This is a genomic window from Variovorax sp. 160MFSha2.1 (genome assembly GCF_048305075.1).
In the GTDB taxonomy this organism is placed as follows: domain Bacteria; phylum Pseudomonadota; class Gammaproteobacteria; order Burkholderiales; family Burkholderiaceae_C; genus Variovorax; species Variovorax guangxiensis.
Window position 1 is genome coordinate 4005672 of the sequence record NZ_CP157624.1, and the last position, 25268, is coordinate 4030939.

Here is a 25268-nt window from a genome sequence, read left to right on the forward strand (position 1 = left end):
GCGCCACTTAGAGTTCGCGCGGCATCGGAGCCGGCCGGGTTGTGCCGCGAGCCCTTCTTTCAATCTGCAACTTCATCCGGGGTCCTATGGTTCTAGCAGTCAGCAGCGATGGGTCGGGAACGCAATCCGCCGCACAGGCAGCGATGGAGGCATTGGCGGCCGCCAGGGCTGCCGAAGAGTTGCGGCGCCAGGCGGAAGCCGCGGCGAAGCGCGCGGCCGAGGAGGCACGGCGGCAGGCCGAGGAAGCGCGCAAGCAGGCCGAAGCCGCGCGCCGCAAGGCGGAAGAAGCGCGCAAGGCCGCGGAAGCCGCCGAGGCCAAGGCCGAGAAGAGCAAGGCCGAATCCGACCAGCAGGAGGCCACCAAGGCGCGCGGTGCCAGCGACGCGGCCGAGCGCGATGCGCTGAAGCAGGAAGCGGCGAGCAACCTCAAGGAGAAGCAGTCGACGCTCGCCGATGCCAAGCTCGACGACATCCGGCAGCGCCGTGCGGACAACAACCCTTCGGAAGCCACGCGCGCCGCGCAGGGCGAAGTCGACGCGGCGCAGAAGATGAACGCCATCTTCGAGCCGCCAGCCAACCAGCCAAAGAGCCAGCCCCCCGCGACCAGCCCGGGCACGCAGGACCTGCTCGAGAAGGCACAGACCGCCGCCAGGCCGGTGTTCAAGGCGCAGGCGAACGGCGGCGACGGCAGCAAGGAACAGAAGGCCGTCGTCGACACCGCCATGACGAACTGGCTGCAGGCCGCCGAGCAGGACATGCGCAAGGCCAGCCTCAAGGCGATCGCCGAAGGCAAGGACCCGAACGACGCCATCGACAAGGTTGCGGCCGACGCCCATGACGCGCTCGACAAGGGCGGCGTGTTCGACCCGAAGAGCATCGGCAAGTACATCGACAAGGCGCGCGACGGCGTGCGCGCCGACTCGCCCGAGGTGCGCCAGCTGCGCGGCGAGCAATACGACGCCGCCCAGGCGGGCAAGGCGCGCGTGGCCGATGCGCGCAGCCACGCGCAGGACACCGATGCGGCCGCGACCAAGGCCGAGAAATACGCCGCCGGCTTCGGCACCGGCGGCGGCGGCGGCGGCGGCGGCAACGACACGATCATCACCGCGCAGCAGAACGCCAAGGCCGAAGCCGAGCGTCTGCGCGCCGTGGCCAACCGCGCCAAGTCCGAACTCCAGAGCGCCGAGAAAGCCTTCGGCACCACGGATCCGACTGACCCGCAGAACCCGAAGACGAACACCCTCGGTACGGTCGATGCCGACTACAACGCGCGCGTTGCCGACGCCGAGGTCAAGGAGCTGAGTTTCAAGTACGACCAGGCGGTGGCCGGCGGCGATGCCAAGGAGATCCAGAAGGCCGACGCCGCACTGCGCGACGCGCAGCAGGGCCAGCGCTACATGCACGCGCTGCGCGACGACCTCGACGCCAAGCTCGGCGCCAGCGACGCGGAGAACGCCAAGACCGACGCCGAGAGCGCATGGAATACGGCTTCGCTGCAGCGCCCTGCCCGCGTCACGGTGACCGAGCACGACGGCGACAAGACCACGACGCGCAACATCGACCCCGATGGCTACGATCCCGCGTTCTGGGCCAAGCCCGGCAGCGAGGAAGGCAAGAAGGTCCAGAACATCGAGGGCAAGTACTTCTACGTCGACGGCGACAAGAAGACCGAGCTCGATCCGTTGACCGCCGCGCTGTACGCCGCGAACGAGAAGCACGATGCCGCCAAGGCCCGCAGCGACCAGACCGCGACCGCGCTGAACGCAGTCAAGGAGGATCTCTTCGGCGGCGCCGACGGCAGCCGCGCCAAGCTCGACGAGGCCGGCTATCTCGATCGCGCGGACAAGATCAACCAGGGGCTCACCGACGCCGACAACGCCGTCGCCAACGCCAAGCCCGAGAACCTGGGCCGGGCGCTCGAACAGCAGCGTGCCGCGCAGGCCGACGCCAAGGCACTGAAGGCCATGCAGGAGCTGCGTGCGGCCGAGCGCGACCAGGCCGCGGGCAAGACCGTGGACGCAGGCAAGCTCGACGATCTGCGCGTGGCCGCGCGCGAGGCCCAGCGCCTGGCCGACGCCGCGAAGCCGAAGCTCTCGGCCGACGACGAGAAGAAGATGCGCGAGGCGCAGCTGCCCGCGGCGAAGGAGGCCTACGACAAGAAGGCCGCGGAGGTGACGACGCTCACCGCGCCCGGCAGCAAGGCCACCGAGGCCGAGCAGCAGAAGGCGCTCGACGAACTCGACGCGCTGGACCTCTCCAAGCGCGACATCGAGACCCAGCTCGGCCTGATCGACGCCGAGCGCGCCTGGTATGCCGCGCGCTACCAGTACGATCGCACGACCTTCGCCAAGCCGCAGCTGACGATGTTCATGGACGGCGACAAGTCGACCACCGGCGACGTCTACCCGAAGAACTACGACCCGACCTGGAACATCAAGCGCGGCGAGGACGGCAAGGTCAGCGCCGAGGGCCTGCCGCGTGGTCTCTCGCCCGACGACATCGAGGTGCACGCGGACTGCAACGGCGGCTACAACGTCACGATCAAGAAGGATTCGAAGGTCTTCGGGTGGCAGCAGTCCGACCAGGGCAAGATGGTCGACTTCTCGGTGCGTGCCGGCACCTACAAGATGAACCCCGCCACGGCCGCGCGGTGGAAGACTTCCGAGTTCGGCGACGGCGACCTGGCCAAGGCGCGCGGTGCGCGCGCCGACGTCGAGAAGCGCCTGGCGCAGGCCGCGGCCGATGCGCCGCCGCAGCCCGGCGCGCAGCCGGCGCCCGGGCCCGACGGCAAGCCCGCGCCCACGCTGAACTTCGGCGACGACCTCGCGCCGCGCAAGAAGACGGTGGACCAGAACCTCACGGATGCGATCAAGGCGCGCGACAAGGCGCAGGCCGACTACGACGCAGGCTCCGGCGACCGCACCGCGCTGGGCAACGACCTCGACGACGCCAAGGCGCGCGTCACCATCGCCCAGAACGAGCAGCTCGCGGTCGATGCCGCGATCGCCTGGCAGGAGGCCAACCACGCGCGCCAGCGCATCGAAGCCGACAAGCGCGCGGGCCGCGCGCAGATGTGCTACGCCACCTCCCCGCAGCAGACCGCCGACGATGCGCGCGACAAGGCCGACGCCGCGCGCAAGGACTGGCTCAGCTCGGTCAACAAGTTCCACACCGACACCGCGGCGCGCGATCTCGCCGCGGCAAAGTCGGCGCACGAGAAATGGAAGAGCGCCAACCCCGGCCTGGCCGAGACCGGCAGCGACACCTGGAAGAAGCTGCAGGCAACGCAGGCCCAGTCGGACGCGGCCGTGCGCTACCAGGCAGCCGGCGCACGCGACAACGCCTACGCGCAGCAGCAGGAATTCACCATCCAGAACCTGCCGTTCAACCAGCGCGAGGACAAGCGCGCGCTCTACCGGCTCTTCGAGCAGAACCCGCAGGTCATGGCGCAGGCCATCATGAACGACCAGTTCGTGCAGTACGGCGGCGGCCCGATCGAGATGAAGAGCCGCACGCAGCTCGAGAACGAGATCGGCCTGGCGCTCGGCTGGAACCCCAGCCGCTCGCTCGATGCCGCGACCCAGGCCGACAGCGACCGCATCCGCCAGAACGAGCGCCTCTTCGGCAAGCTCGGCGACGCGCAGAAGGACCTGCTCTCGAAAATGGTCGACAAGGTGGTGGAGGTCGGCGGCGAGCACGCGCGCGTGACCGTGCTGCCCGTGGTCTACGCGCTCGACAGCGACGACGGCGGCATCATCAAGACGGCGATCTTCAAGGTGGAGAGCAAGGACAAGCCCGGCGAGACGCAGCTCATCGACGAGCAGGCCTGGACGTACAAGGACCTCACCGACTACCGCGCCAACAACAGCCTGCCGGTCGAAGGCGTGAAGCTCGTCACGCCCGAGGACGCCAGCTACTCGCTGGACGCCAACGGCAACGTCAAGCTCTTCGCCGGCGACGCGCGCACCGAGACAGGGTGGCAGACCTTCCGGCGCGAGACCCACCTGGACCTGGTGGTCGCAGGCGTCGGCCTCGTGGCCGGCGTGGCACTGACGGTGGGCTCCTTCGGCACGCTCGCGGCGCCGGGCGTGATGCTGGCGGCAGGCGCGTTCACCGTGCTCGCGGCCGGCTACGGCGTCGCGACCTCGGTCGAGGACCTGAACAAGCTCAGTGCGCACGGCCAGAGCATCAATCCGGCGAACAGCGAGCAGGCGCGCATGGACTGGCTGAACCTCGGCTTGTCGACGGTCAGCGTGCCGGTGGTGGGCGCCTCCACGCGCGCGACCATGGCCGCGCTGCGCGCGGGCCGCGCCGCCAAGGCGGCCACGGCCGCGGAAGCCGCCGGCGATGCCGTGACGGCACAGGCGCGCGCAGCCGATTTCGCGCGCTACGCGCAGACCGCCCAGGCGTGGGGCAAGCCCGCGGCGATGGCCTCCAAGCCGCTTGCCGCCGGCAGTGTCTACGCCACCGGCGAAGGCGCGTATTCGCTGGCGAAGAATTGGGACCACATGACCCCGGCCGAGCGCGAGCAGCAGATCATGATGCTCGGCGTCAACGCCGCAGGCTTTGCCTCGCCGATCTTCGCCAAGGGCTATGTGCGCGTGCACAACGCCATCAAGCCGCCGGCCGTGAGCACGGCGCGGCCGGCGGTTTCGAACCGGCCGGCCGGCACGGTGACCGACGAGACGGCGAACACGGCGCCCACCGATGCGGCCCTGCCCGCGCGGCCGGCGCAGTCCGCGTCGCCCAAGCCTGTCGATGCGGCCGATACTGCAGGCGCCGTGAAGCCCGCAGAGGCACCCGATGCGCTCACCCCGTTCCGCGAGCCGCCACGCTTGAGCATCGCGTGGCCGTCGACGCCGCGCGTGCTACCCGCCGACGTGGCCGGCCCGGCGGCGCTCCCGTCCATCGTGACCGATGCCTCGTTCAACCCGGTCATGGCCTCGGTGCGGCGCGCGGGCGACAGCGCCGACACGCCGGGAACCGCTCGCGCACCGGCGGGCTCACGCAGTCCGCAAGACAGGCGCGGGAACGAGACTACGAACGCCGCGGACGACGCGCCGCTCGCCAATGCGCCTTTCGTGCGCTCGGCGCAACGCATCGAGCAGAAGCAGAACGCAGGCACGAAGGATCAGACGAGCGTGAAGTCCACGCCGGCATCGCCCGCCAAGGGCGATGAGGGCAGCTTCCCCGCCTACAAACCGGCGCAGGACCCCGAACTCGGCGGACCCACGAGCTATCCGCTGCCGGCGACTGAACGCCTCGGCAAGACCAACTGGTCGGATTCGCTGCTCACCGTGTTCGCCGCCGGCGGCGAAGCCGAGGGCGTGCGCTACTACGTCTATCCGCGCACCGTTGACGACAACGGCTTCGTCTTCGCCGCGCACCGCGACGGCTTGCCTGCCGGCACGGACAGCCCCAGTGCCGCCCAGCGCGCCAGCGACCATGCACGAGGCGAAAGCAGCGGCGACTTCTCCAATGTTCTGCCCGCCCACTACGCCACCCTCGACGAAGCGCTCGCGACGGTGCAGCCTGAGGGCTTCGTCGCGCTGGGCGACGAGATCGCGATCGTGCACGCGGCAAGCATTGCGCCGGACGGCAGCGTCCCGCCCTCGGCCGTGATGGCCACCGTGAAAGTCGAAACCACGCAAGGCGGCCCCGCGAAGGCCACGCAGGTCACCGCCCATCCGGACAGGCCAGCCCTGCGCATCGCCTATCCGGAGGGCTATGCGCCGGGCCAGCCGCTGATCTACACCAGTGCCAACGGCCGGCGCGTCGACCTTCTGAACACGCAGCCCGGCCGCAGCGAGATGGGGATCAACGCCTTCCGCCGCCGCGTGCCCGATCTCGACATCTTCGCGCTGGGCGAGCGCCCCGTGCGCAGCGGCGACGGCAAGCCCGCGAGCGAGGCGGTTCCGATTCCCGAAGGCTATTTCGCGGTCAACGGCCACGGGCTCGAGGGCATCATGACCGGTGCGGACGGCAATCCGCTCACGGCCGAAGGGCTGGCGCGGGCCATCGTCGCGCACGAGAACTATCACGGCCAGCCGGTGCTGATGCTGTCGTGCCTGAGCGGTGATGGCGCGGTGCCGCTGGCGCAGCGCCTGGCCACGCTGCTGGGTCACGACGTGTACGCGGCGACCGAGTCGGTCGTGATGAACAACCGCGACCAGACCGCGCCGGGCTTCGTCTACACCCGGCGCGTCTCCCTGAGCAACGAAGGCAGCTCCTACAACGGGGGCGCGCTGAAGGCCGGGCCGCTGCAGTCGCTGCCCATCGTCGGAATCCGCGAGAACGGGCGCACCGTCTACGACGACATCGCGCTGCAGGGTGCGCCGGTCTACGCGCGCTTTCGCCCGGGCCTGTCGATCGAGCCGGCCGGTGCGCAACCCGCCGCGCCGCGTGCCGCATCCGCCATGCCGGAGCCTCCGCGCGCGGCCCGGCCGATCGCGCCCGAGCGGCCGCGCACCGCCGGCACCGGCCGCGGCGATACCGACACGCCCTCCGTCAAGACGGGTGGCCAGCCAAGGGACCCCGCTGCCACCGGCGTGGACGCGCACGGCGCTCCCCTGCCGCCGACCACGCTGGGCACCGGGCGCAGCTGGCCGCAGGTCGCGCTGCGCGGCGACAGGCTCGTCGCATTCCACCAGCGCGCCGGCGAGCCCGGCTCGGGACTGCGCCCGTTGCAGCCGTCACCCGACGAGGCCGCGGTGACGGCCCGCATCACCGAGGACCCCGATGCGGGTTCGAACGTGCGCTTCGCGGTCCACCCGATGGCGCCGGGCGAGACCATGTACGGCGGCACCGGCGTGCGCGCCAAACGCAACAACACCTTCGGGACCTTCGCCGAGGCCTCCGCCGCGGCGCAACAGAAGGGCGGCGCCTGGGTGTACCGCATCCATCCCGACGGGAGCATGGCACCGCTGACGAAGCGCGGCCGCGCGACGCCCGAGGAGATCATGGGTTCGGTGCACGTCGGCGCGGACGGACGGCCGATGCCCATCGGCATTCCGAACGTGCATTCGGCCGCATGGCGCGACGGCGCCACCGCGCCCGCCGCACCGAGCAGAGCGGCGGGCAACCACCAGGCCGGCGAATCCACCGGGCTCGCGATGGTCGAGCCGGACATGGACGCGCTGCTCGAAGGGGGCAGCGACTACACCAAGCCGCGGCCGGCCTACGCGGGCCCGGCCACGATGCGCGAACTACAGGCGAGCAAGGCCCCGGCCACGCCCGAGGACGTCGAACAGACGCACTACCTCGCAGGCGCCGGCTCGCCGGACGGCCATGCCGCGCGCGACATTCCGCTGCGCTCGCGCTTCATGCAATGGGCACGCGGCCAGGCGCCCTCGTTCATCGGTGCTCCGGACTACGTCGGCGGGCGCTACGTGCTGGCCAGCGATGGCGCGGCAATCAACCAGGGCGCACCCGACGCGACCTTCGCGCTGCTCGACCGCTCGCACGTGTACTCCAGCTTCGAGACCGCGCGCGCGGCAGCGGCCGCGCATGCCAACGCCGAAGGCAGCAGCCTGGTGGGCGTGGTCCGGCTGATCGGCCCGAAGACCGAGATGGCGCAGGTCGCGGCCACCGGACGCTTCACCCAGGCGCAGGTCGACGGCATCGTCGGCGTGCGGCCGGACGGCGCGATACATCCGGTCAGCATCAGCAACCGCCAGGCCGCGCATGCACCGAAGCCCGGCGAGGTGTTCGTCGATCCGCACAAGACGATGGAGCAGAACGATCAGGTCATGACGCCGGCGCAGAAGAGGAAGATCTTCCTCAAGTCTGTCGGCTACATGGTCGGCACCGGCGCGGCCTTCTATGGCGCGGTCCGCTTCGGCGGCGCGGCACTGGGCCTGCACATGACCAATCCGGCGCTCGGCGTTGCCGGCGCTTCGCTCGGTGGTTACGTCGGTGCGCGCGCCGTGTTCCTTCGCTACGCCTACGAAGCCTTCTTCTATCGCGGCAGCATCGCGGGCCTGAAGCAGGGCGGCAAGATCCGGCTGCAGAAGTACCTCAACCCCAAGGACCAGGACACCTTCACGCTGATCGCCAACATCGCCGATCCAGCCAAGCGCGAAGCCTCGCTGTTCCAGCTCAAGAGCCAGCTCGACAGCTGGCACGCGGCACGGCGCGGCATCCAGGGCCGCCACGACTATGCCAAGGCGCTGAGGATACTTTCGAGGAACCCCGACAGCACAGCCGCCCTCGACACCCTCTACAAGGGCGCCATCGAGCGCAGCGCTCGTCCGGTGATCGGCAAGCGCGGCTGGCTGAACCGGATACCGCCAGCTCTTCGCAACGACTACGCGCAAGCGCTGAAGGCCTTCACTGCAAACCCCCGCGACACCCAGGCTGCGGCGTTGCTGATGACCGCGCCGGAAGTGGGACGCGGCACCCAGCATGCGGGATTCGTGCGCGGGCGCCTTCTGCGCAACGTGCCGGGCGCGGACCGCGCGCGCTACCGCGACGCGGTGCAGACCATGGCGAACAAGACCGGCGACGTCAACGCCGCGCTCAAGACGCTCGAGGGCATTCCGCTCGACACCGTCGCGCGCCAGACCACCGGCGCCCGCGGCGCATTCCGCGGCATTCCGAAGGCCGACCGCCAGACCATCGCGATGGCCACGGAAACACTGCGCGCCAACCCGTCGGACGAACGTTCGCGCGCCGTGCTGGACCAGAGCCCCGGCAAGCTCACCTCGCCGAACTCGCCGGTGGGCCGCGCGCTGTTCGGCGCACGCGTGCTGAGCTTCGGGTTGAGCCATTCGGCGGGCACGAGGCTGTACCTGAACCCCTTCTTCGATGCGCCGAGCCACCAGTGGACCTGGGACATCACCACGCTCGACGGCGTGCGCCAGTGGATCAGCAACGAAGGCAGCCTGCACTATGCCGTGGGCAACGCCACCGGCCTCGGCGCCAGCGTGGCGAACCGCTATGCGTCGATCGCGCAGGCGCGCGGCGGGCATGTCATGAGCGAGCGCGGATCGACCGAGGCGCCGGCACCCAAGGCCGGCGAGACGCCACCACCCAAGGCCACCACGCCGCCGCTCGACAAGGACGGCAATCCGCTGCCGGTCTACAAGGCCACCAACGGCTACTCGTGGTTCAGGCGCGCCCTCATCGGCCTGGGCAACCCGAAGGCCGTCACCCACGACGGCGTGGCGCCCGATGGCGGCCCGATGGTCAAGCGCACCTTCACGCAGCGCCTGGCGCAGTTCTCGTCGTGGGGCGACTCCAGCGGAACCATCGGCCTGACGATCTCCGACAGCATCCAGGCCTACATGTACATCCGCGCCGGCCAATGGGATCTCGCGACACCGCAGTTGCTGAAGGTGGCGAGCGACATAGGCATCTTCCGCGGCACGCAGAAGGACTACCTCGACGAATACCGCTCGAACCGGCAGATGGGACCGATGGTCTATCACTCGCGCCTGACCAACTACTTCAACGCCCCGCTCGGAGAGGCCAGGACGAATCCGACCGAGACCTCGCACGGCTGGATCCGCCGCGGCACGGCGCCGCTCGTGCTGCTGGGCGTGGCCGTCGCTGCACGGGTGGCGGCCGAGGAATGGTCGATGCACGAGAAGAACAAGAAGCCGCAGCAGAACCAACCGGCTCCTTCACCCGCGCCGGCGCCCACGCCTTCGCAGACGACCACGCCGGTGCCGACCCCGTCCCCTACCCTGACGTTCACTCCGACGCCGATACCGAGATCGACGGCAACGCCCAATCCGACACCGAACCCGAAACCGACCCCGACGCCCAAGCTGACGCCAACGCCGACGCCGACGCCGACGCCGACACATCCCCAGCGTGGTGGCGTACGCTTCATCGTCGACACGATGCAGCCCACGGCCGTCGAACTCCAGGCGATGCTCGATGCGGGTACGGCGCAGGACCCGCTGCAGCCCGTCAACCCGGCGCTGTCGGACTTCCTCAACGTCGACCCGGGCCACTCCCAGCGCACGAAGGCGGCGGAGGTATTGCTCGCCTGACGTGGACGCGCCCCATGCGGGGCCGCGTGGGGTCGCGCAGCGTCAATCGACGATGCCGTTCCTCGCCGCCGGCGGTTGCAGCGCATCGAGCGCCGACAGCCGCCGGTACTCGCTCGGCGCCACGGCGTAGGTGCTCATGAAGGTCTTGTGCAGGTGGCTCTGGTCGCTGAAGCCGGCCGCGTGCGCCGCATAGGTCACGCGAGCGCCGCCGGCCATGAGGTCGCGCGCGTATTCGATGCGGTGACCCACCAGCAGTTCGTGCGGCGTGAAGCCCCACGTGTCCTTGAAGCGGCGGTGCAGATGGATCGGATGCCAGTTGACCGCCTCGGCGAGGTCGTCGAGCGTCAGGCGTTGCTGGAAGCCGGTGGCGATCAGGCCGTAGGAGCGACGCAGACGATCGTCCGCGTCACCTGACTCGGTCGTCCAGCCGGCTTGCAGCGGTATCCACTGCGCGAGCAGGCGACGCACCAGCGCGCGCGCCGCGATGCCCGCGTCCTCGCGACCCGTGTCCGCGATCTCGTGCAGCAGCCTGTGGCATTGCGAGAACTCGCGCCCCCAGGGCTCGCACGCGAACACCGAGACCGGTGCGGGCTCGGCGCCGGGCATGCCGTCGTCCGCCTCGGGCACCGGATTCACGCAGCGCGCAACCGCCACGCTGCAATACATCGCGTCCTCTCGCCATGGCGTGCTTCGCGCCTTGATCGAGTGCCAGACCTGCGGACCGATGCGCAACAGTGCACCAGGGGGCACCACAGTGACGCCGGCGCTGGTTCTCACATGCAACTCGGTGTCGGAAACCGACAGCGTGTAGCCCCCATGCCGGTGCGCCCGGATCTCTCGCTGAACGAATCGGTTGGCGGTGAACTGCAGGCCTGCCAACTCTCTGTCGCGCCAATAGGAAGATGCAAGAAGTTCCATGGAAGCTAAGAATCTACATGGCGGGAAAGCCGCCGCTTGCTAATGTCCCGGCATCGATTTGCGCCCACGGATCCAACGATTCGAGCGCATGAATGTGTGTCGATGGCGGGCTGGATTCTATGAATCCCCATCCGTTGCGACAACCTGAATTCCAACGGAGACAGAACCCATGAGACCGATCCTGCGTCACTGGCGCGCACTGCTGTGCGGTGCGCTTCTCGCATGCCTCGCATGCCTTTCCAATGCGCAGGAACTGCGTATCGGCCTGAGCAGCAATCCTTCGTCTGTCGATCCGCATTTCGTCAACAACGATGCGATCAGCGCGGTGGTGAGCCATGCCTACGAGACCCTCGTCGCGCTCGACGCCGATGCGCGCCTGACACCCGCGCTCGCGACCTCGTGGCGCGCCATCAACGACACCACCTGGGAGTTCAAGCTGCGCGACGGCGTGAAGTTCCACGACGGCAGCCCGCTCACCGCGCAGGACGTGGTGTTTTCGCTCGAGCGACCCGCGACCATCGTCAACAGCCCGAGCTCGTTCTCCGCCTATACGCGCTCCATCACGGGCAAGAAGATCGTCGACCGCCTCACGCTGCAGCTGACGACCGCCACGCCCGCACCGCTGCTGCCTAACGATCTCACACGCATCTTCATCGTCTCGAAGAAGGCGGCCGAGAAAGCCACCAGCGACGACTTCAACCAGGCGAAGGTACAGGCCGGCACGGGCCCCTTCAGGCTGGTGAAGTTCACGCCCGGCACCGGCGTGCAGTTCGCGCGCTTCGACGGGTACTGGGGCGACAAGCCGATGTGGTCTGGCGTCACGCTGCGGGCCTTGCCGGCCGAATCGGCGCGCATGTCGGCACTGCTGTCGGGCGACGTGGACGTGGTCGAGAACGTGCAGGCCAACCTGGTCTCCCAGTTCCGCCAGCGCAAGGACCTGCGCGTCTTCACCAAGGTGTCGAGCCGCGTGATGTTCCTCTATACCGATCATCGCGAGACCTCGCCCTTCGTCACGGACAAGGACGGAAAACCGCTCGAGCGCAATCCGATGAGGGATGCGCGCGTGCGCCAGGCGATCTCCCTGCTGATCGACCGCGCAGTGCTCGCCGAGCGCGTGCTCGATCAGCTCGGCGTGCCTGCCGGCAACCTGGCCCCGAACGGCATGTTCGGCTTCAACCCCGAGCTCAAGCCCGACAGCGTCGATGTGCAGGGCGCGCGGAAGCTGCTCGCCGAGGCGGGCTATCCGGCGGGTTTCGGTCTCACGCTGTTCGGCCCGAACGACCGCTATGTCAACGACAAGCAGGTCACGCAGGCCATCGGCCAGATGCTCACCCGCGGCGGCATCGTGACCAAGGTCCAGGTCTCGCCGATGGCGACCTACGTCGGGCGCGCGTCGAAGAAGGAACTGGGCTTCGGCCTGCTCGGCTGGGGCGTGGGCGGCGGCGAGCCCTCCGGGGCCCTTCGCGGCCTGCTCGCCACGCCCGACAGGGAACGCGGCATGGGCGCGACCAACTGGAGCAGCTACAGCAATCCGCAGTTCGACGCGCTGCTGAACGAAGCGCTCAACACGGTGGACGACGCGAAGCGCGAGGCCCTGCTGCAGAAGGCCACCGCACTCGCGCTGAAGAAGGACTACGCGATCATCCCGCTCTATCACCAGGTGTCGACCTGGGCCGCGCGCAAGGGACTGACCATAGTGCCGCGCGTCGACGAGTTCACGCTGGCCCAGCAGGTCCGCGCCGAAGTGGAGGACCGCAAGTGAGCGGAATGTCCAGCCTCCCGCTGGTGCTCGATCACCTGCCATCCGGATTCATGAGCGCTTCGGCGCGCACGCTCCACCAGGTCGTGCCCTCCCCGGCGTTGATTCACCTGCCCGGCCTTCAGCCGCGGCCCGTCTTCGTCTCGGTGCTGCTGCACGGCAACGAGGACGTGGGACTGCTCGCGCTGCAGTCGGTGCTCTCAAGATACGAAGGCCGCCCGCTGCCTCGTGCGCTCTCGATCTTCGTGGGCAACGTCGAAGCCGCACGGGCGGGCGTTCGCCGGCTGGAAGACCAGCCGGACTACAACCGCATCTGGCCGCGCAGCGCGCCGGCCACGCCGCACCAGCACATGGCCGCGCGCGTGATGGACGCCATGCGCGAGCGCGAAGTCTTCCTCGCCATCGACCTGCACAACAACTCGGGACGCAACCCGCTCTATTCCTGCCTGAGCGCCACGGGCGCCGAGCATCTGCGGCTCGCGCGCATGTTCTCGCCGCTGGCCGTCCTGATCCAGGCGCCGCAGTCGCTGGGCGCCGCTTTCACGCCGATATGTCCCACGGTGTGCTGCGAGTGCGGCGAGATCGGCAACGCGCAAGGCGTGGCGCAGGCTGCGAAGCTGATCGAGCGCTGTCTCGCGGATGATTTAGGCGAGGGCACGGCGCACGACGACGCGAAGGCGCTCGACATCTTCCAGGCCTTCGCGATGCTCAAGGTCGCCGAGGGCCTCACGCTGAGCTGCGACGGCGAGGCCGCCGACCTGCAGCTGCCGCCCGAGATCGAGTCCTTCAATTTCCAGGCGCTCGAGCCCGGACACGTGATCGCCACCACGCTCTCGCACCCCGACGTCGAGCCGCTGCGCGCCTACCGGCTCGACGGCGAGGCGATGGCGGGCATGCTGGTGCGCAAGGGCGCCGACGTCTGTCTCTCGACCCAGGCCGTCGCCGCAATGTTCACCCGCGACCTGCGCGCCATCCGCCAGGACTGCCTCGGCTACCTGATGCAGCGCGTGCCCTCGCACGCGCTGTAGGCCGTGCGCGCATCCATCAGCACGGGACCATCATGCTGGCTTATGTGATCCGCCGCCTGGCGCAGAGCGTCGGCGTACTTCTGGCGATGTCGATGCTGGTGTTCGCCAGCGTCTACCTGATCGGCAATCCGGCCGACATCCTGATCAGCATGGACGCCGATCAGGCCGAGCGCGCGCGGCTGGTGCAGGCCATGGGCCTGGACCAGGCCCTGCCGCTGCAGTACTGGAACTTCCTGCGGCACGCGCTGCACGGGGACCTGGGCAACTCCTTCGTCCACGGCGTGCCCGCGATCGCGCTGGTGTTCGAACGGCTGCCCGCCACGCTGGAGCTCGCCTGTGTCGCGATGCTGATCGCGATCGCGCTCGGCGTGCCGCTGGGCCTCTGGGCGGGGCTTCGGCCTCAGTCGTGGATCGGCAGGAGCATCATGACCGGCTCGATCCTGGGCTTCTCGCTGCCGACCTTCTGGGTCGGACTGATGCTCATCGTCGTATTCGCGGTGCAACTGGCCTGGCTGCCCGCCGGCGGACGCGGACCGACGCGCGAAGTGCTTGGGCTGTCGCTGTCGGTCTTCAGCCTGGAGGGCTGGAAGCACCTGCTTCTGCCTGCCGTGAACCTCGCGCTCTTCAAGCTCGCGCTGGTCACGCGGCTGACCCGGGCCAGCACGCACGAGGCACTGACGCAGGACTACGTCAAGTTCGCACGTGCCAAGGGCCTCGCTCCGGCGCGCGTGGTGGGTGTGCATGTGCTCAAGAACATCCTCGTGCCGATCGTGACGGTGGTGGCGCTGGAGTTCGGCGCGCTGGTGGCGTTCGCCGCGGTGACCGAAACCATCTTCGTCTGGCCTGGCGCGGGCAAGCTGATCATCGAATCGATCTCCTCGCTCGACCGCCCGGTGATCGTCGCCTACCTGCTGGTGGTGGTGTCGATGTTCACCCTGCTCAACCTGCTCGTGGACATCGCGTACTCGAGCCTCGACCCGCGCGTTCGCCTCGACGAACAAGGCGCATGAAGAAAACGACCATGACCGAAGACGACGAATCCCCGCTGCGCCGGCTGCTGCGCCAGTACGCCCACTCCAGGCTCGCAGTGCTCGGCGCAGCCGTGCTGCTCGGGCTGCTGCTCGCCGCCCTGCTCGCGCCCTTGCTCGCGCCGCAGAACCCGTACGACCTGGCCCAGCTCAACATCCTCGACTCGCGCCTGCCGCCCGGCTCGCACGGTGCCGACCATGCGTCCGGCCCCGGCAAGCTCTACCTGCTGGGCACCGACGACCAGGGCCGCGACATGCTCTCGGGCATGCTCTACGGGCTGCGCATCTCGCTGGGCATCGGCGTGGTGGCCACGATCGCGGCGCTGTCGCTCGGCACCGTCCTGGGCCTGCTCGCGGCCTACACCGGCGGGCGGCTCGATGCGCTGCTCATGCGCATCGTCGACATCCAGCTGTCGTTTCCCGCGATCCTGGTCGCGCTGGTGCTGATCACGCTGCTCAAGCCCGGCGTAGGCAACGTCGCGATCGCGCTGGTGGCGGTGCAATGGGCCTACTACGCGCGTACCGTTCGCGCCGCCGCGCTGGTCGAGCGCAGGAAGGAATACATCGAGGCGGCGCAGGGCCTGGCACTGGGCGACGCACGCATCGTGCTGCGGCACCTGCTGCCCAACTGCCTGCCGCCGGTGATCGTGGTGGCCGCGCTGCAGGTGGCCAACGCGATCTCGCTGGAGGCCACGCTGTCCTTCCTTGGCCTGGGCGTGCCGATCACCGAGCCCTCGCTAGGGCTGCTGATCGCCAACGGCCAGCAATACCTGCTCGCGGGCAAGTACTGGATGTCGCTCTATCCCGGCATCCTGCTGCTGCTCACGATCCTGGCGATCAACCTCGTGGCCGACCAGCTGCGGGACGTGTCGAACCCACGGCTGCAGAAGCAATGACGAACGCCTCTCACCCCGTCCTGCTCGTCGAGGGCCTGAAGACGCAGTTCGCCACGCGCGCGGGCATCGTGAAGGCCGTGGACGACGTGTCCTTTTCCATCGAACGCGGGCAGATCATGGGCCTGGTCGGCGAATCGGGTTCCGGCAAGTCGATGACGGGCTACTCGCTGATCGGCCTGATCGACCCGCCGGGCCGCGTGGTGGCGGGCCGCCTGCGCCTGGCGCTGCGCACCGGCGAGGTGCTCGACCTGCGGAGCCTGTCGCCGCGCGCGCTGCAGGGCGTGCGCGGCAACCGCGTCGCGATGATCTTCCAGGATCCGATGATGACGCTGAACCCGGTGCTTCGCATCGACACGCAGATGATCGAGGCGGTGCGCGCGCATCACAAGGTCAGCGAGCGCGTAGCGCGCGAACGCGCGGCCGCCGCGCTCGTGAAAGTCGGCATCGCGTCGCCGCACGAGCGTCTGCTGGCCTACCCGCACCAGTTCTCGGGCGGCATGCGCCAGCGCGTGGCGATTGCCATCGCGCTGCTCAACGAGCCCGACGTGATCATCGCGGACGAGCCAACCACCGCGCTCGATGTCACGGTGCAAGGCCAGATCCTCGCGGAGATGCAGGCCCTGTGCCGGGCGTCGGGCACCGCGCTGATCTGGATCTCGCACGACCTGTCGGTGGTGGCGGGCCTGGCCGACACGGTCAGCGTGATGTATGCCGGGCGCATCGTCGAACAGGGCCCCGTGGCCGAGGTGCTCGACCGGCCGCGCCACCCGTACACGCGAGGGCTGATCGCGAGCGCCCCGTCGCGCAACCCGCGCGGACGTCCGCTGCAGCAGATTCCCGGCATGACGCCTTCGCTGCTCGCGCTGCCCCAGGGCTGCGCATTCCAGGCGCGCTGCGCCAACGCCGATGTCGTCTGCCGCAACGAGCCGCCCTTAGTGGCGCTCGACGGCCGCCGGCTGCGCTGCTTCCATCCGACTCCCCTGCCCTCCTCCTCCGCCGCGATCGCGAACTGACACCATGGAATCCGTCACCCCGTTGCTCGAGCTGCGCGCCAGCTCCAAGCGTTTCGTCCGCAAGCCCGATGCCGCGGCGAAGATCGCGCGCCTCTTCGGCGCCCAGGCGCCCGCGCGCACCGTCCATGCCGTCGACGGCGTTTCGCTCGCGGTGCGTCCCGGCGAAGTCGTCGGGCTGGTGGGCGAGTCGGGCTGCGGCAAGTCCACGCTCGGACGCATGGCCGCGGGCCTGCAGGCGCTGAGCGAAGGCGAGCGCTGGTGGCAGGGAGAGGACGCCGAGCTGCGCAGGCGGCGGCTCTCGGCTGCCGAGCACCGGCGCGACATGCTCGGCGTGCAGATGATCTTCCAGGACCCCTATGCGAGCCTGAACCCGCGCATGCGCGTGCGCCAGATCATCGGCGAGGCACCCGTGGCGCACGGGCTGATCGACGCGAAGGATCAGGAAGAACTCGTGGCGGCGCTGATGCGCAAGGTCGGGCTCGACGCCGGCTTCATGCGGCGCTTCCCGCACCAGTTCTCGGGCGGCCAGCGCGCGCGCATCGGCATCGCCCGGGCGCTGGCCGTGCAGCCCCGGCTGCTGATCTGCGACGAGGCGGTGGCGGCGCTCGACGTTTCCATCCAGGCCCAGGTGATCAACCTGTTCATGGCGCTGCGCGAGGAACTCGCCCTCACCTACCTGTTCATCAGCCACGACCTCGGCGTGGTGCGGCACATCAGCGACCGGGTGGTCGTGATGTACCTCGGGCGGGTGGTCGAATCGGCCGGCGCGGACGCGCTGTTCGAGCAGCCGCTGCACCCCTACACCGAAGGCCTGCTGTCCGAGGCGCCGAAGCTGGAGGTGCGCAAGAAGACGTTCGTGGCGATCCGGGGAGAGATTCCCTCTCCCCTGAATCCGCCGCGCGGCTGCCATTTCCACCCGCGCTGCCCGCGCTCCACGCGCCGCTGCGCCGAGGAGGTGCCCGCGCTCGCGCGAGTCGCCGGCGACCGCTGGGTCGCGTGCCACCTGGTCGACCGGGCGGGTGGCGCATGAAGATCGTCGTCATGTGCTGGCTCGCGCGGGCATCGGCCGATGTCTTCGTGGCGCGCAACATCGTGCTGAGGCCCGACCTCGCGGCCAAGGCGCCGCACCAGGTCGCCGCGGAGCTCGCCGCGCTCGCGCCCGACGTGGTGATCGCGCGCGAGGCGCAGTACGAGGCGGTCTCGGCCATCGCGGCCGGGCTCCCCGGCTGCCGCTTCATCTTCTGCGGCCTCTCGGCCTCGCGGGTCGCCATCGATCCGTCGACGCTCCAAGGGCGCTGCGCCTTCGTGACCGGATCGAACTGGGAGCGCGCCGAGTACGAAGCCTTCGTGCTTGCGGAATCCATGTGCCGGCCGAGGCATGGGCCGTCCGCCGAGGCGGTGGCCGGTGCGCCGGGCGAGGTGATGCTGGTCGGCGCGGGCGTCGTCAACCTGGTCACTGCGCTGACGCTGTGCCGGCGCGGCCATCGCGTGTCGGTGTACGACCGCATGGCCGATCCGCGCCGGGGCGACACGCCGCACGCCGAGCGCGCCGGCGCGACCTTCGGCGGCAGGGACGCGCGCATCTTCTCGTACAACGAGTCGCGCCATCACCTGGCCTGTTCGCCGCTCTACACGCCGCAGGACACGCCGCGCTTCCGCCTTGGAATTTCGCGGGACGGCTGGCTGTCGCGCGACTACCAGACGATGTCGGACGCCGACCGCCGCTGGATCGACCAGCTCGAACAGGTGCCGCCCTGGGCGGCGCTGCTCTATGGCAACGACATCGTCGGCTTCAACCGGCAGAGCCACCGGCTGTGGCGCGAGCTCTTCAGCCTCTATCCGGAGCTGCTGCGCGAGACACACCACGTCGGCCGGCTGCTGCGCATCTACCCGAGCGAAGCGTCCCTGCGCGCGGCGCAGACGGCCGAGGCCGAGATCGGTGCGCTGATCGGCACGGTCCCGCTCACGCGGTTGCGCGAGCGCGAGCCCGCGCTGGGCAGCGCGATCGACGAGGGAGCGATCGCGGGAGCGCTCGATGTGCAAGGGTTCTCGCTCAACATCGTCTCGTTCTGCCGCAACCTGATCGGGCTGCTCGAGCGCCTCGGCGCGCGCTTCCACTGGCAGCATGAGGCGAGCGAGGTGCGGCATGCCGGTTCGGGCGCGGTGACAGGCATCGTCGTCAACGATGCCTTGCGGCGGGCCGACCACTATGTACTCTCCCCCGGCGCGCAGGCACACACCCTTGCCGCGAGGACGGCGGGGCTGCCCGCCATCGGCGCGATGGTCGGCATGTGGGTCACGCTGCCTAACGATGGCACGCCGCTGCAGACGCCGCTCAAGGTGCGCCGGCGCGCCTTCGGCAGCAGCGAGGCGGCCCAGGGCGCCAACGTCGTGCCCGGGCGCGATGCCGCCGGCCGGCCTGTGCTGCACTGCAGTTCGGGGCACGGCTTCGTCGGCGCCTCGGCCGAGGACGTGCGCCTGGCCGACCTGCCAGAACTCGCGCGCTGCGTGATGGAAACGGCGGAGGAACTCTTCGGCGACAAGTTCAGGCGTGCCAGGGAGTCCGGCATGCTCGGCGAGCGTCCGGGCTTCTGCGTGCGGCCCTGGACGCCCTCGGGCCTGGGAGTGCTCGAAGTTCAGGAAGCGGACGCAGGCGGCAAGATGGTGCTCAGCGGCGGCCACAACACCGGCGGCTTCGCGCAGTCGCCGGCCGTCGCGGAGGCCGTGGCCTGCGCGCTGGAGGCACGCCCACATGCGATGCACACGCTCTACCACCCACGCCGCTTTGCCGACGTGTTCGAGGTGACACTGTGAACGCGCCGCAACCATCGCTCACCGCGCTGCTGCGCGACGGCCTGCGCACCGGTGCGGCGACGCTCTGGATCGACGACGAAGGCGCCATGAGGCGCGACGACTTCGCGGCGCTCGTGGTCGCGCAGGTGTCGCTGCTGCGCCGGCAAGGCGTGGAGGCTGGCGAGCGCGTGGTGCTGCATGGCATGGCTTCGCGCGGACTGGCGGCGATGCTCGTGGGCTGCCTGCTCGAGGGCGTGGTCGCCGTGCCGGTCGACGCGGCGCTGCCGCCGGCGCGCAAGCAGGCGATGCTGGACGCGGCGGCCGCCACGCTGGCCATCGAGTTCGCGATGCAGTCGCCGCTCGGGGCCGACGGCATCCGGCGCGTCGCGGGCGCCGCATCGCCGCAGGCCGGGTGGACGCTCGACGACCTGGGCCTGCCGGAGATCGCGCCCGATGCGGGCTGCTACATCTTCTTCACCTCCGGCACGACCGGGCGGCCCAAGGGCATCCTCGGGCGGCGCGGCGGCCTTGCGCATTTCCTGGCCTGGGAAGCCGGCATGCTCGGCCTCCAGCCCGGCGACCGCGTGGGTGTGCTCACCCGCCTGTCGTTCGACGTGGTGCTGCGCGACCTGCTGCTGCCGGTCGTCGCGGGCGTGACCGGCTGCCTGCCACCGGCAGACGCCCCGCCGACACCGGCTGAAGTGCCGGACTGGCTCGCCAGGATGGGCGTCAGCGTGCTCCACACGGTGCCGTCGCTGGCGCAGGCCTGCCTGGCGGCGCTGCCCGCGGGCGCGCGCAACGCCACGCTGCGCCACACGCTGTTCGCGGGCGAACCGCTGGGCAGTGCGCTGGTCGGGCGCTGGCGCGCGGCGTTTCCTTCGAGCGCGGTCTACAACCTGTACGGGCCGACCGAAACCACGCTCGCCAAGTTCTGCTCCCGCGTGCCCGACCCGGCGCCCGAGGGCATCCAGTGCTGCGGCCTGCCGCTGCCCGGGGTCGACGTGCGCATCCTCGACGAGGCGCGGCAGCCCTTCGAACCGGGCGAACCCGGCGAGGTCGCGATCCGCACGGTGCACCGCTCGCTGGGCTACCTGGACCCGGAGGAGCCCTCGGCCGCGCGCTTCATCGTGCTCGACGGGCAGCCGGCCTACCTGAGCGGCGACCTCGGCTTTCTGGACGCGCAGGGTGCGCTGCACCTGCGCGGACGCAAGGACCATCAGGTGAAGATCCTCGGCACCCGCATCGAGCCCGCGGGCGTCGCGGCGGTGCTGCAGTCGCACGAATCGGTGACCGACGCGGCCGTGGTGTGCGTGACGAACGAGGAAGGCTGCGCGCAGCTCGTGGGCTACTTCAGCACGCGGGCCGATGCACAGGCCGTGCGCCGGAGCCTGCGCCCTTTCCTCGCGGAGCGCTTGCCTGCGGCGGCCATTCCGAGCCACCTGATCGCGCTCGATGCGCTGCCGCTCACGCCCAACGGCAAGCTGGATCGCGCACGCCTGCCCGCGCCTGCGCCGCGCGCGGACGCCGCCGCCGCCTCCGACGCGGATGCCGACGAGCTCGCGCTCGGCGTGGCCGACGCGATTGCACGGGTGCTGCGGCAGGCGCATGTCGGCGTCGACGAGGACTTCTTCGCGCTCGGCGGCGATTCGCTCGCGGCGATGCGGCTGTGCGCCGAGCTCGAAGCACGGCTCGGCGTGCATGCGCAGCCGCTGCTGCTGATGCACGCGCCCACCGCGCGCGAGCTGGCGCGGCAGCTGCAGGAGGCCGGTTCGGCTGCGCCGGCGCCGATCCCGCCCGCCCCGCGCACCCGCTGGTTCGCGCTGAGCCCGCAGCAGCGGCGCTACTTCCGCACCTTCTGCGCGGGCGGCAACCGCAACTGGTGCAACATGGTCGCGCTGTTCGAGCTGCCCGACGGCGTCGATGCCTACTCGGTGGGCCGCGCGCTGACCGAGATCGCGCTGCGCCACGACAGCCTGTGCCTGCGCTTCGGCCATGACGAGGAAGGAGCCGTGCGCCAGTCGATCGTGCCGACGGAAGACGTTCCTGTGGCTCTGTGCGACCTGAGCGCCCTCGACGCGGAGGCATTGGCGCGCCGCATCGACGCGCTGTGCGTGGCCGAAGGCGAGGCGGAGATCGCGCTGTTCTCCGACGCGCCGCTGTTCCGCGCGACCCTGCTCGTCCTGCCCGGCAGGCGGCGCCGGCTGCTATGGACCGTCCACCACCTGGTCAGCGACGGCACGAGCCAGGGCCTGCTCGGGCGCGAGCTGGCCGCCCGGCTCGCGGGCCGACCCTGGACGACGGATGCCCCGCCGTCGATGCGCGACATCGCGGCCTGGGCCGGCGCGCGCAACGCCTCGGCACAGGCCGCGCGCTCGCATTTCCGCGAGCTGCTCGCCGCGCCCTACCGCCACCGCTACCTGCCCGACAGGCTGCGCTGCGACGATCCGCAACGCTGCCATGCCATCGAGGCCGCCGTGCGCGGCACGCTGCGCGATGCGGTCGTGGCGGCGGCGCGGCGCCTGAAGTGCACGCCCTATGTGCTGTACGTGGGCGCGTATTTCCGCTGGCTCGCGGCGCTGACCGAATGCGACGACCTCGTGGTCGTGACGCCGCTGGCCGGCCGTGCCCACCCGCAGGTCGCGCAGGCCATCGGCGATTTCATCAACCTGGTGCCGCTGCGCGTCACGGGGCTGGGTGCGCTGTCGCCCGGGCAGCTCGTCGAGCGCGTGCGCGACGGCATCGCGCTGGCCGCGCGCCACCAGGACTTCCAGTTCGACCAGGTGCTCGACGAACTCGGCCTGCCGCCCGGCGCAGACCGCAACCCGCTGACCGGCTTCTCGCTCAACTTCATGCCCCAGGCCGATGGCGACGCGCCCGGACTTGCGACGCCGCGGCACGCCGATCGCGGCTACCGGCTGAAGTACGACCTGCTCATGCTGATCCGCGGATGGCACGACGCCACGCACGTCGAGTTCCAGTACCGCGCCGGCCTGCTTTCGCCCTCGGAGATCGAGGAGTGCTTCACCGACTACTGCTCACACCTGGAGGCGCTGAGCCATGCCTGAGAAACAAGGGACAAGGGCCCCGGCGCCGCCGGGCGAATACATGCTGCTGGTGCTGCTCGCGATCCTCTGGGGCGGCTCCTTCACGCTGATCAAGGTGGCAGTGGCCGACTATCCGCCGGCCACGCTGGCTGCGGCGCGCATCCTGCTCGGCGGCGCGCTGTTGACGGCGCTGGCCCTGGCGAAGGGCTTCACGCTCCCGACGCGCCCCGGCCGCTGGGGGGCGCTCTGGGTGCAGGGGCTGCTGCAGGGCGCGCTGCCGTTCACGCTGATCGGCTGGGGCGAGCAGCACATCGCAAGCGGGCTCGCGGGCGTGCTCAACGCCACGGTGCCGCTGTTCGCCTTCATGCTGTCGGTGTTCGTCGTCGGCTCGGCGCCCTTCGTGTTCACGAAGTTCGTGGGCGTGCTGCTCGGCCTTGCGGGCGTCGCCGGGATCGCCGGCCTCGGCTCCCACGCTGCGCTGGGCGGCAGCGACTTTCTCGCGGTCATGGCGGTCCTGGGGGCGAGCGCGTCGTATGCGTGCGGGGCTGTGTTCGGCCATCGCTTCGGCGACCAGCCCGCCGTGGTCACCGCGGCCGGCTCGCTGCTGTGCGGCGGCCTCACCATGCTGCCTTTCAGCCTGGCCATGGACCGGCCCTGGACGCTCACGCCAAGCCTCGAGGCCACGCTGGCACTGCTGGCCCTCGCGGTGCTGTCGACCGCGCTGGCCAGCGTGATCTTCTTCAGGCTGATTCGCACGCTGGGCCCGGTCACCACCACCAGCAACGCATATCTGCGGGCACTGGTGAGCGTGGCGTTCGGCGTGGTCTTTCTCGCCGAGCCCCTGAGCTGGAGCCTGCTGGCCGCGAGCGCGCTGATCGTCGCCGGGGTGATGCTGGTCACGCTGCCGGGCAGGCCCGACGGGGAGCTGCGCCGTGCGGGTTGAGATCGCGATCGTCGGCGCCGGCCCCTGGGGCCTGGCGGTACTCGACCGGCTGGTCACCGCCGCGCGCCGGCAGCCACGGCTCGCGCTCACCGTGCACGTGATCGACCCCGACGAGCCGGGCCCAGGCCTGCACAAGCCGCAGCAGGAAGACTTCCTGCTGCTCAACACCGTCACCGGTCAGCTCGACAGCTTCAGCGCACGCCATTTCGGCGAAGCGCCGCTCACGGGCGCGATGTCGTTCATCGACTGGCTGCGCGAAGAGCGCGACATCGCAGCCGACCCCAACGGCTTCCTGCCGCGCGCGCTCTTCGGCGCCTACCTGCGGCACGTGTACGCGGTGCTGTGCAACAACGCGCCTTCGCATCTTCGAATCTCGGAGGTGCGCCATCGCGCGCTCGATGTCTCGCTCGTGGCCAACGAGCGGGTGCACGTGCGTCTGGGCGGCGGTTCGGCGCTCACGGTGGATCACGTCTTCCTCTGCACCGGCCATGGTCTGGCACGTTCCGGCGGCGAACGGCCGGCATCGCCTGCAAGGCCGATGGCCCCCTACCCGCCGGCACCGCTGCAGGCGCGCATCGAGGCCGGGTCTGCGGTGGGCATCTCGGGCACCGGCCTGGTGGCGGTGGACGTGGTGGCGGCGCTCACCACGGGCCGTGGCGGCCGCTTCGTGCGCGAGGACGACGGCATGCTGCAGTACTTGCCGAGCGGCCGTGAGCCCGTCATGTTCGTGCACTCCCGCAGCGGCATGCCGTTCGCGTGCCGGCCGGCGCAATCGCTCGACCTGTCGGGCAGCTTCGCGCCGATCTTCTGCACCGATGCCTACCTGGCCCTGCGGCGCGCGGCACGCGGGCCCGAAGGCTTGCTGCTCGAGGAAGACCTGTTGACCGTGCTCTCGGCCGAGATGCGCGCGGCCTACCTGATGCGAGCGATGGCGCTGTCGCAAGGCGCGGACGCGGCGGCGGCTTGCCGGCGCGTGCTCGCCCTGCTAGCGCCTGCCGAAGTGAAGGCCTTGTGCGAGAAGACCCTGCCATCGATGGCCGGGTTCTCGCCTGAAACGCTGCTTGCATCGGAATCCGTCCCCAGGCCCGCGCCTTCGCCGCGCAGCGGCGCGGAATTCAGCGCAGCCTTTGCAGCGCGCCTGCGCTTCGACGTGGACGAGGCGCTCAAGGGCGAGGCGCACAGCCCGTACAAGTACGCGGTGGAAATGCTGCGCGTGCTGCGCGGCTTCATCCGCCAGGCGGTGGAGTTCGACACACTCGCGCCGGCGTCTCGCCGCCGTTTCTTCGACGTGGTGGCGCCGCGGATCTCACAACTGGTCGTGGGGCCGCCGATCTCGCGCGGGCTCGAATGGCTGGCGCTGATGCGTGCCGGCCTGCTGCGCGTCGACCTCGGCCCGGCCCCCGCGCTCGAGCGCGACGCCGCGCTCGGCGTCTGGCGGGCGCGATCGAGCGCCTTCGAGACGCCCTTCGTCGCTTGCCTCGACCATCTGGTGCACGGACGCGCGGGGTACGGCGCGATCGACACCACGGACGATTCACTGCTCGCCGCGCTGTGCCGCTCGGGCCTGTGCGCCGGCTCGCCGCAGCCGCCTCCGGCGGACGAACGAATGACGGTTCCGCTCATCGACGCCCTCGGGCATCCGGTCGACGCGACAGGCCTGCCGGTGCGCCAGCTCACGCTGCTGGGCGTGCCGACCGAAGGCCGGCGCTACTTCAACCACTACCTGCCTTCGCCCAGGAGCCGGTCGCGGGTCTTCGACAGCATCCAGTCGGCGCTCGACGCGCTGTGGGAGCGGCCAGCACCCCAGATCGTGATGCAACAAGTGATCAATCCCGTGTGAGTCCACCC

The 25268-nt window shown here is 70.3% G+C and carries 12 protein-coding genes; 11 read left to right on the forward strand and 1 reads right to left on the reverse strand.

Annotation, left to right across the window (positions count from 1 at the left end; genetic code table 11):
* Positions 1–143 precede the first annotated feature (143 nt).
* Positions 144–9998, forward strand: coding sequence for a DUF4781 domain-containing protein (locus ABL838_RS18215; protein WP_418121377.1), 9855 nt, complete (start codon positions 144–146; stop codon positions 9996–9998).
* A 42-nt stretch (positions 9999–10040) separates the two neighbouring features.
* Here the strand turns inward: ABL838_RS18215 and ABL838_RS18220 are convergent, their stop codons facing one another.
* Positions 10041–10916, reverse strand: a complete 876-nt coding sequence (locus tag ABL838_RS18220; RefSeq protein WP_184637142.1) for a helix-turn-helix transcriptional regulator — start codon at positions 10914–10916, stop codon at positions 10041–10043.
* Positions 10917–11085: 169 nt separating this feature from the next.
* Here ABL838_RS18220 and ABL838_RS18225 point away from each other — a divergent pair, with 169 nt between their 5' ends.
* The 10 genes from ABL838_RS18225 to ABL838_RS18270 are packed head-to-tail and all read left to right on the forward strand — an operon-like array spanning position 11086 to position 25260.
* Positions 11086–12678 (forward strand): ABC transporter substrate-binding protein, encoded by a 1593-nt coding sequence (locus ABL838_RS18225; protein ID WP_184637140.1) that lies wholly within the window; start codon positions 11086–11088, stop codon positions 12676–12678.
* Entirely contained in the window at positions 12675–13703 is a 1029-nt protein-coding gene (locus ABL838_RS18230) for a M14 family metallopeptidase (protein WP_418121378.1), read from the forward strand. The genes ABL838_RS18225 and ABL838_RS18230 overlap by 4 nt, the downstream gene beginning before the upstream one ends.
* A gap of 32 nt (positions 13704–13735) precedes the next feature.
* Positions 13736–14713, forward strand: a complete 978-nt coding sequence (locus ABL838_RS18235) for an ABC transporter permease (RefSeq protein ID WP_126022049.1) — start codon at positions 13736–13738, stop codon at positions 14711–14713.
* Entirely contained in the window at positions 14710–15627 is a 918-nt protein-coding gene (locus ABL838_RS18240; RefSeq protein WP_418121379.1) for an ABC transporter permease, read from the forward strand. Before ABL838_RS18235 ends, ABL838_RS18240 begins: the two co-directional genes overlap by 4 nt.
* Positions 15624–16640 carry an ABC transporter ATP-binding protein gene (locus ABL838_RS18245; RefSeq protein WP_418121380.1) on the forward strand — a complete coding sequence of 339 codons (1017 nt, stop codon included), beginning with the start codon at positions 15624–15626 and terminating at the stop codon, positions 16638–16640. The genes ABL838_RS18240 and ABL838_RS18245 overlap by 4 nt, the downstream gene beginning before the upstream one ends.
* A gap of 4 nt (positions 16641–16644) precedes the next feature.
* Positions 16645–17670 carry an ABC transporter ATP-binding protein gene (locus ABL838_RS18250; protein ID WP_418121381.1) on the forward strand — a complete coding sequence of 342 codons (1026 nt, stop codon included), beginning with the start codon at positions 16645–16647 and terminating at the stop codon, positions 17668–17670.
* Positions 17667–19454 carry an NAD(P)/FAD-dependent oxidoreductase gene (locus tag ABL838_RS18255; RefSeq protein ID WP_418121382.1) on the forward strand — a complete coding sequence of 596 codons (1788 nt, stop codon included), beginning with the start codon at positions 17667–17669 and terminating at the stop codon, positions 19452–19454. The genes ABL838_RS18250 and ABL838_RS18255 overlap by 4 nt, the downstream gene beginning before the upstream one ends.
* Complete coding sequence (locus tag ABL838_RS18260; protein WP_418121383.1) at positions 19451–22498, forward strand: AMP-binding protein; 3048 nt, start codon at positions 19451–19453, stop codon at positions 22496–22498. The genes ABL838_RS18255 and ABL838_RS18260 overlap by 4 nt, the downstream gene beginning before the upstream one ends.
* Entirely contained in the window at positions 22491–23420 is a 930-nt protein-coding gene (locus ABL838_RS18265; RefSeq protein ID WP_418121384.1) for a DMT family transporter, read from the forward strand. Before ABL838_RS18260 ends, ABL838_RS18265 begins: the two co-directional genes overlap by 8 nt.
* The gene (locus ABL838_RS18270; RefSeq protein ID WP_418121385.1) at positions 23410–25260 is read left to right on the forward strand and encodes an FAD/NAD(P)-binding protein; all 1851 of its coding nucleotides are present in this window, start codon (positions 23410–23412) and stop codon (positions 25258–25260) included. The genes ABL838_RS18265 and ABL838_RS18270 overlap by 11 nt, the downstream gene beginning before the upstream one ends.
* Positions 25261–25268 lie beyond the last annotated feature (8 nt).

Coding starts and splice junctions, on each gene's coding strand:
- ABL838_RS18215 (WP_418121377.1), top strand. CDS start 144: ATGGAGGCATTGGCGGCCGCCAGGGCTGCCGAAGAGTTGCGGCGCCAG.
- ABL838_RS18220 (WP_184637142.1), bottom strand. CDS start 10,916: ATGGAACTTCTTGCATCTTCCTATTGGCGCGACAGAGAGTTGGCAGGC.
- ABL838_RS18225 (WP_184637140.1), top strand. CDS start 11,086: ATGAGACCGATCCTGCGTCACTGGCGCGCACTGCTGTGCGGTGCGCTT.
- ABL838_RS18235 (WP_126022049.1), top strand. CDS start 13,736: ATGCTGGCTTATGTGATCCGCCGCCTGGCGCAGAGCGTCGGCGTACTT.
- ABL838_RS18240 (WP_418121379.1), top strand. CDS start 14,710: ATGAAGAAAACGACCATGACCGAAGACGACGAATCCCCGCTGCGCCGG.
- ABL838_RS18245 (WP_418121380.1), top strand. CDS start 15,624: ATGACGAACGCCTCTCACCCCGTCCTGCTCGTCGAGGGCCTGAAGACG.
- ABL838_RS18250 (WP_418121381.1), top strand. CDS start 16,645: ATGGAATCCGTCACCCCGTTGCTCGAGCTGCGCGCCAGCTCCAAGCGT.
- ABL838_RS18255 (WP_418121382.1), top strand. CDS start 17,667: ATGAAGATCGTCGTCATGTGCTGGCTCGCGCGGGCATCGGCCGATGTC.
- ABL838_RS18265 (WP_418121384.1), top strand. CDS start 22,491: ATGCCTGAGAAACAAGGGACAAGGGCCCCGGCGCCGCCGGGCGAATAC.